The 7,280-nt window shown below is 47.6% G+C and carries 10 protein-coding genes; 3 read left to right on the forward strand and 7 right to left on the reverse strand.

What is annotated here, in order from left to right; genetic code table 11:
- Positions 1-303: 303 nt before the first annotated feature.
- Both QUA74_RS28935 and QUA74_RS28940 read right to left on the reverse strand, forming a co-directional pair.
- Positions 304-603, reverse strand: coding sequence for a hypothetical protein (locus tag QUA74_RS28935; RefSeq protein ID WP_333336071.1), 300 nt, complete (start codon positions 601-603; stop codon positions 304-306).
- A gap of 274 nt (positions 604-877) precedes the next feature.
- On the reverse strand, positions 878-1,276 hold the full coding sequence (locus QUA74_RS28940) for an ASCH domain-containing protein (RefSeq protein ID WP_333336074.1): 399 nt from the start codon (positions 1,274-1,276) through the stop codon (positions 878-880).
- Between the two features lie 668 nt (positions 1,277-1,944).
- Here QUA74_RS28940 and QUA74_RS28945 point away from each other — a divergent pair.
- From QUA74_RS28945 to QUA74_RS28955, 3 genes are all read left to right on the forward strand, one after another.
- The gene (locus tag QUA74_RS28945; protein WP_333336076.1) at positions 1,945-2,157 is read left to right on the forward strand and encodes a hypothetical protein; all 213 of its coding nucleotides are present in this window, start codon (positions 1,945-1,947) and stop codon (positions 2,155-2,157) included.
- 56 nt (positions 2,158-2,213) lie between these two features.
- Positions 2,214-2,540, forward strand: a complete 327-nt coding sequence (locus QUA74_RS28950) for a hypothetical protein (protein ID WP_333336078.1) — start codon at positions 2,214-2,216, stop codon at positions 2,538-2,540.
- Positions 2,541-2,662: 122 nt separating this feature from the next.
- The gene (locus QUA74_RS28955) at positions 2,663-4,525 is read left to right on the forward strand and encodes a site-specific integrase (protein ID WP_333336081.1); all 1,863 of its coding nucleotides are present in this window, start codon (positions 2,663-2,665) and stop codon (positions 4,523-4,525) included.
- A gap of 63 nt (positions 4,526-4,588) precedes the next feature.
- Here the strand turns inward: QUA74_RS28955 and QUA74_RS29990 are convergent, their stop codons facing one another.
- The 5 genes from QUA74_RS29990 to QUA74_RS28975 all read right to left on the reverse strand — a co-directional run.
- Positions 4,589-4,768 (reverse strand): DNA/RNA non-specific endonuclease, encoded by a 180-nt coding sequence (locus QUA74_RS29990; protein ID WP_445251683.1) that lies wholly within the window; start codon positions 4,766-4,768, stop codon positions 4,589-4,591.
- Positions 4,769-5,715: 947 nt separating this feature from the next.
- Positions 5,716-5,961: a CopG family transcriptional regulator gene (locus QUA74_RS28960; RefSeq protein ID WP_333336084.1), complete on the reverse strand. Its 246-nt coding sequence runs from the start codon at positions 5,959-5,961 to the stop codon at positions 5,716-5,718.
- A complete protein-coding gene (locus QUA74_RS28965) occupies positions 5,958-6,569 on the reverse strand; it encodes a ParA family protein (protein ID WP_333336087.1) in 612 nt (203 codons plus the stop codon). The genes QUA74_RS28960 and QUA74_RS28965 overlap by 4 nt, the downstream gene beginning before the upstream one ends.
- Before the next feature lie 63 nt (positions 6,570-6,632).
- Positions 6,633-6,851: a hypothetical protein gene (locus QUA74_RS28970; RefSeq protein WP_333336090.1), complete on the reverse strand. Its 219-nt coding sequence runs from the start codon at positions 6,849-6,851 to the stop codon at positions 6,633-6,635.
- 78 nt (positions 6,852-6,929) lie between these two features.
- On the reverse strand, positions 6,930-7,280 hold a 351-nt coding region (locus QUA74_RS28975), incomplete at its 5' end, for a relaxase/mobilization nuclease domain-containing protein (protein ID WP_445302182.1).

Below are 7,280 nucleotides of genomic sequence, written 5' to 3' on the forward strand. Positions count from 1 at the left end.
AAGTTTTGAAGGAATATATTAGAAATCAAGAAAAGCCGTCCTAGAAGGACGGGGCTTGAATCCCGTTTTTTTGGTCATGGAGAAATTGGGGGCGATCGGCTTGTTGGGTAGCCGGATCGCTCCTGGTTGATTCCTCGGTTAATCGATAGTGAATAAGGAAGCCACTATTTCTATAAAGGGATAGGCGGAGATACAAGCCATTTACCTCAAATTGGCTTGCTAACTGATTTAGCTTAAATCTTTGCTAAGCGGGGCTTTGGGCCCTGTTCGCAAGTTTCTGCACAATTGCTACTCAAACCTCTGTCACTGCTCTGCTTCAGGTTTAGGTTCCTTCGGTTTTTTCTCAAAGACTTGGATATTTGGGTCTGATAGCACAAAGCCGTTAGAGGTTGATTCACCCATCTTGCCACCGATAGCAGCTACCCACATGGGATAGTTGGTAGCAGCATCCTCAAGCTTCTTCCATATTTTTGGCTTAACAGTAACAGACACTACCCGACCGTCACAGTCAAGCTCAAAGGTTTTCCAGTTGTCTTTGTTAGTCTCTACGTTGTTCGGTAGTTCGTTAATTTTGATGATGAGTTCAAGCTTGCCAATTGTCATAGCTAGTTTCGTTGGTTTAATGCGTTGCTTTTCTGGCACTTTGCCAGCTTTGTTATATTTATTCTCTAGCCTAGGGGTTGAAACCGCTACAGCTTCATCAGGATAAGTGACATGGTTTATCAAGCGGTCTAACGACCAAGCTCACCCGCTCTCGAAAGGGAGTGAGGAACGAATGGACTTTAGGCGGTCGGGTGCAGCGCCTTGTTGTGTTGTTGTCATTAGGGCTTTGCAGACTGAACTCGCAACTTAATAATCTAAACTTATTAACTTAGGCTCACGGTTCGACGGACTTAATAATTTCAATGAGTTTGAATCGTTCACAATACAAAAGCATATCTGGCGCGTATTTGCCTTGTCGCTCGTAATAGTTGCGATAACCTGCCCTCCACGAAGAAAGAGTTCGATCATCTTCACCACTATCATAAGCAAACGCTTCATCAACCTCATCGTAGCGGAGTAGTCGGAGTTCTACGGTCTCAATTATGGCAACAGGCGAACCTTCTCCATCCAACACCACGTGCTTTTGCCCCACTTGTGTTTGCTGGCCTTCACTCTGATGCCATGAGGTGCCCGTTTTCACCCCGTTAATGACTAAAAATGCCAATTCATTTGCCATTTGCGGCGTATCGCCAAAAGAGAACTGGTTAAGTTTTGACCACCATTGCTCGCTCATAGCTATCCTTGTAACCAATTTGTCCGTTCGCTTCTGTCACGCTGCACGCAACAACACAACTTATAATTGTGTCGCAGGTGCGGTACAACGCTCTTCCTAGTCGGCTTATCCCGCACATCTGCGGTTTAACTCCGAATAGTCTGAACACCTTCTGCTCTGCCTTAACTCAAAGAATAAACCTCTTTGATCGCCCTGCCAATGAGAAAAAGTAACCATCTTTTGTAAACTTGCGTAAATCCACTCGCTCGCCCTGCCAGTGAGAAAAAGCTCTTATTTTGACCTAAAGCTTGGAAGGTAGGACGGTACGCCTTGTACTGTATAGCTGGCGCGGCTCGCTTTGTTATAATAAAAGGAAGTAAATCCTAAACAACTGGGTAACTTTGATTTAGTTGGCTATAATAACTACAGGTCGCTAATTTTTTATAAATTCCAGTGGTTGCTGCTTAACAAACAGTATCCCTACTATCTGAACTTAGCACTCATAACTTTCTTTAAAATTTCGACAATAACCTTGTCTGGCGAGCGTGGGCTTCTTCAACGCTTTACAGCCAAGAACTGAATAAAATACCAATCCTGACAGGAGTTCCCCCGAACTCCTTTTTTTGTGTTTATTTTTACGTCGAATTCAATTGAAAGTTTGTTCACCCCATCAAAAAGGAGTTTTTGACATGGCTAAACCAAAACACAAAAGTATGCGGAATCAGCCAGAGATGTACGACGAAATCAAACGACCTTTCACCTTTAGTCTGACGCCAACAGCCGTCAACATACTGGATTATCTTGCCAAAATACACGGTATTTCTCGCTCAGAAGTTGTTGAGCAATTTGCTAGAACACGGGAGCATTTACCAGCTCATTCGCCAACCCAAAGTAACCCTTAGTTCGCAACGCAAACTCTTTGACAATCCAGCCCTTTTTTAGCCTCGCTCATTGCACTATGAATTTTTTTATTCCCAGAACCACACAACTGTATTTTGGCTATCAAGTACAAAAGCCAAAAGAGGCTAATTTGCAAAGGTTAGCTACTACACAAGAGCTAATCTTTGCTAGTTTTTGTCAGCCGATTGGTTGGAGTGTGGTGTCGAGCTTCTACCTTGCTAAGCATAGCAAGGTGTTAGCTCTTATGCCTTACCTAATCTTTTTTGAGGTTATAAATAGCCAAAAACTTATTTATAAAATAAACGGAGTTTTAAGGAAAAAAGCCTTGTTTTATAAGCTTTACAGCCGACCACTGCCTAGCGTAAAAACTACAGTAAAGTTGTGATTTACTGTAGTTTTTACTATTATTTGAATGGGAGCCAATTTCTGAAAGCCTCTTTTCAAAGCTTCGTAGCACTTCCACAAGACCTGAACTTGTCCCGTTTTCCTCTACCACCATTTATAACAATGAAAAAGAACCTCTCTTTGACCGACATTCTCGGTCTTTATGCTACCCACGTTCAGACCCAGCACCCGCAAAAGAAAGCGCAAGAAATTATCTCTCAAACTGAAACGGCTATCAACCGTTACACTTTGCCCGGATGGGGCTTGGAGCCTTTCAAAGGTCGCAAGCCCACGCGAGTTGAAATAGACAGGGCAACGACCTTTAAAAAAGGTATAAACGTGGAGCAATTCACAACTGCCTTAGAAGCTCAAGAAAAAGCCTTTGAACTGCTGCAACCCTCGGATAGTAGTAAGGAGGTTTACCGCTCGCGGCTTAAGGAACTTGTTTCTTGGTGCATCAAGCAAGGCTGGTGGCCGGGAAATACCTTACCTGAGAAATCTGTTGATTGCTGCGGAGGTCGCCGCCGTCGAGGCTACGGAATTATGGCGAAAACGCTACTGACGACCCGCTCTGCTTTGCCGCCTTACGGCTTGCAACCAGAGCAAGTGTCAGAGAAGTTAAAAGCTAAAACTGAACAGTTCTACAAGTTTCGTACCTCCGCCCACTGGCCGGGTAGATTAGAGGACCCGGTGAAAACTACAGCCTGCCGCAACCAAATTGGCTTGTTCTTTCACTTGCTCGGCTGGTTCCATTACTACCGAGGAGTGCCGTTGGAAGAGCTGTCTTTGAATACTTTAATTCCGCCGGTTGAACTCAAGTATGCGACTTCTAAGGAAGCTGCAGCCGCAATGGCTGCTAAGGTAGGGGATTATGTGGATCGCTGGGTTTGCGAATTCTGCAATTTTTTGATAGAGGAGCGGGGTGCCAGAAGCCCTCACACTCGCAAGAATTACCTGTGTGCGCTGCTGGCGGTGGCGAAGTTTCAATACCACAATGAAATCACTTCTAGCGATTACAGCGAAGTGCCGGCGGTGAAGGTTTTGCGCGGACGGCTGTCACTGGCAACTAAGGAGTTGAAAAACCACGTTCCAGTGGCGGATGTGGATAAGAAGTGGCTGGATTTGCCGCAAGTTTGGGAACTAATTGTCGAACCGCTGCGCTTGGAGTGCCAACCGAAGTTGGCGTGTGGCTCTGGGAGGTCTCTGAAGGCGACTGCTTATAGCTTCCAGCGCTACGTGCTCTGGGGGTGTTTGACCTATAGCCCTCCCCGGCGACAGCAGGAGTTAAGGGATCTGAAAATGGCTCTTGAGTGTCCTGTGAAGCGGCCTGTAGATGTGCCTGCAGACGGTTTGTACCAGCCCCTGCCTACGGGTCGCAACCGCGACCGGAATTGCGGTTATCTGTATAGGACGCCGGATGGCCGCTGGATCAAGGATGTAACGCTAGAGTCTTACAAAACGGGTGAGACTTACGGACACCAAGATTTGGAGATTCCCAACGTGCAGTTCCCTGACGGGCGATGTTTCTATGACTATTTGGAAGCATGGCTTTATGGCTATTATAAAATGCCGGATGGGAGTTGGCGCTCCTGCGGGGGAACTTTCAACCCAGGTGAGCAGGAGGTTGGCCGTTTGTGGGCTGGTCGCTTGCAGTTCGACCCGGTGGGTGAATTCGTTTTTGTGCGGCACAATGGCACGCCTTTTGCTGAGGACAGTATGGCTAACTATATCAGTAATGCTGCTCATGCTTTGACGGGCCAGCGATTGACTCCTCACTTACTGCGAGACATCTTTGCGACTCATTTTTTGGATAACGGAGCGTCTGACTCGGACATTGCTTCTCTGGCTTATGGAATGGGGCATAGCCCGCAGATTCTCCGGGCGAGTTACGACCGCCGCAGCCCTGGGCAGAAGCACAGACCCATTCAGTTAGCGGTTATGGAGCTAGTCCAGAAGTCTTTGCATCCCGACTCAACTTCTGACTAGCGAACTGTAATTCGCTTTCCCCTGCATCACCGTGCAGGGGTTTTTTTTACTGTTTTTCTGACTTTAATTACAACAGGACTTACGCAAGTCATGCCACACAGGTCTGTTGAGTTCAGGCACTTGGGGCATCATATCGCTGATTAAAAAGGTAGCGCGGTTATTCGCTTCGTTGCGGGTGCAATCGGCGCTTGGTGCAATGTGTCTCCTGTTGTAGCCGCTTCTTGTGTTATGGCTTGGTCGCACTTTGTATCAAGCAGCGGGGAGAGCATCGTCGGGGCGGAAGTTGTCCTGGCGATTTGCTGTCCCAATCCAAGAGCGATTCAGTTGCTACGAAACCCAGTTGGCGGTCTTAGTCTTGCTGTTGTAGCTCATCACGAACTGCGGCTTCACCATTAAATAGTTGTCGATGCTGGCAACACAGGGAGCTGCATTGCTTGGATTGCCTAGGAGTAAGTTGCGGTCATTAATGGCGCTCGCTGATGGGTTCTCTGGTGCTTGGCTTGGGTTGCTGCACCCTTGGTTTCTCGCGACCGAGTTGAGGAAGCCGAGACGGCGGTGAGGGCGCAGTTAGATTACAGTCGCTAACAATTCCTACCAACACTCTTGGCGATCGCCCCCCGCTGCCAAAATTTCCTCACTGTCAGTCGCTCCCATTCTCATGTCAATGCCAAGCTTACCAGCAGCCCGACACTAAACCGAATGAATGCAGCAACCGCCCAACAATACGGGATTCTGTACCTTTAGCTATTTAGATGTTCAAACATTCAAATGTTTGAACATTCAAGCATCTAATTCTGGGGCTTTCCCATCGGGGTCGAACTTTTCGAGCGCTCGACTGAAAACAGAGATAGTTGCCGCGATCAAGCACCGTAATCCCCAACAGGTAAACCGTTCGTGTGGGCGACTCAAAAAAGAATCGGGAATCGCAAGGCGAGACAGTTTCTTGTTTTTAGAGGGGGAGTCAAATGCTTAAACATTCAAGCATCTAATTCTGGGGCTTTCCCATCGGGGTCGAACTTTTCGAGCGCTCGACTGAAAACAGAGATAGTTGCCGCGATCAAGCACCGTAATCCCCAACAGGTAAACCGTTCGTGTGGGCGACTCAAAAAAGAATCGGGAATCGCAAGGCGAGACAGTTTCTTGTTTTTAGAGGGGGAGTCAAATGCTTAAACATTCAAACATCCAAATGTTTAGGTGTCACCGTCGGGATTGAACTGTTGGAGGTATTGAACCACAGACTTTTCCACCAGCTCGCTCATTTCCTGACCTGATTGCGCTGCTGCGGATTTAAGTTGGCGGTGCAGTTGTTTTGGCAGGTAAACTGTAGTGCGGACGAAGTTGGGGTCTTTGCTTTTAGATAGTGCCACACTGGGTGAAAGGTCAGGTTCACCGGGTTTGAGTTTCTTGGCCTTCAGTAAATCATCAAAGCGACTCATGGAAGTATCTCCTTTCCAACAGCGGTGTAGCACCCCCAAGCAGCTTTGGCGTAAGGGTCTTTGATAGCGCTTACGGGAACCCCAGCAAGGGCAGCTTTTTGAAATACCGCTAGCCTCCTTATATCAGACTTGAAAATGGGCAATCCCGCTTTTTCGATGGTTGCCCTAGATTCAGCCCCGACTTTACTCGGAGCGGGTGGGATGACCGTAAGCAAAATGCGGTAATTGGATTGCAGAGAATAGAGAGCTTCCACCATTTGCAGCATAGCGCTCAGGGCCATAGCATCGGGAGAGCTGGGCAATATCAGCAAATCGCACCCTTCAGCTAGAGTTTTGAGGTCTTCTGGAGTGGGTCGTGCCGGCGTGTCGATGACGATGTGTTCGTAATCCCTGGCATATCGCACGCCTTGCTTTTCATCGACTACTTTGAACGGGAGGGAACCGCGAGCAGCCCAATCTAAGGCACTGCGGTTGAGGTCGCCATCTACCAACAGCGCGGGTGCTTTGGTCTGCAAGTAAGCCGCTAAGTGCAGCGCTGTGGTTGTCTTCCCGACTCCGCCCTTGAATGAGGCGACTGTCACAATCATAGGTAAGCGTGTTGAGTTCATCAACCAGATTTTACAGCTAAAACATCTGAATGTCTAGATGATTGAATGTTTAGATGATTGGGTTTATAGAAAAAGCCATCCATATTCTCTACGCTCAGGAGTGCAGCCAGAGCGATCGCATCCTCTTCTCAAATCTCCAGTATGTTTGTCTCCAGGCACTTGTTGACTGAGAATGAATGCGGCGCGTGCATCGGTTTCCACACCAGCAGCCACTAAATTTAAGGTATCGGTGGTTGGCGCACAACCACCGGCAACGTGCAAATACGAACATTGAAGTTCCATTGGACGATTGGTATCTTGAATCTGATGTTTAGTTGCACTGCCAGAGCGATCAACCCTTAACACCTTCACCTTCAGCAACTATTTGCTCCATTCGTCCCATGCTGCCTTTGCCACTTTTGCGATGACTTCCTCGCGTACCGCATTGTTTGCCCCAGAATCTGAAACAAAAACGGAGATCGCCAGCCAGCGTTGGTCATTTTCTTCAGAATCTTCTAGTTTTTCGGTGTGATCGACAGATAAAGTGGCGTGAAAAACTGCTACTTTCAGGTTAGGTCTTAGTTGTCGGGCGATCCCAAATTCAGCAGCCAGTTCTTCAGGAGTTTGTCCGCACATAGTACCGCCAATTAGAGCGGCGTCTTTTTTGCCCAGCACGTAGTTCAGACAGCCCCGAAAGCCTGTACCTTTGATTTGTTTGCCAATCATAACCGA

The organism is Microcoleus sp. LAD1_D3 (genome assembly GCF_036702135.1).
GTDB lineage: Bacteria > Cyanobacteriota > Cyanobacteriia > Cyanobacteriales > Microcoleaceae > Microcoleus.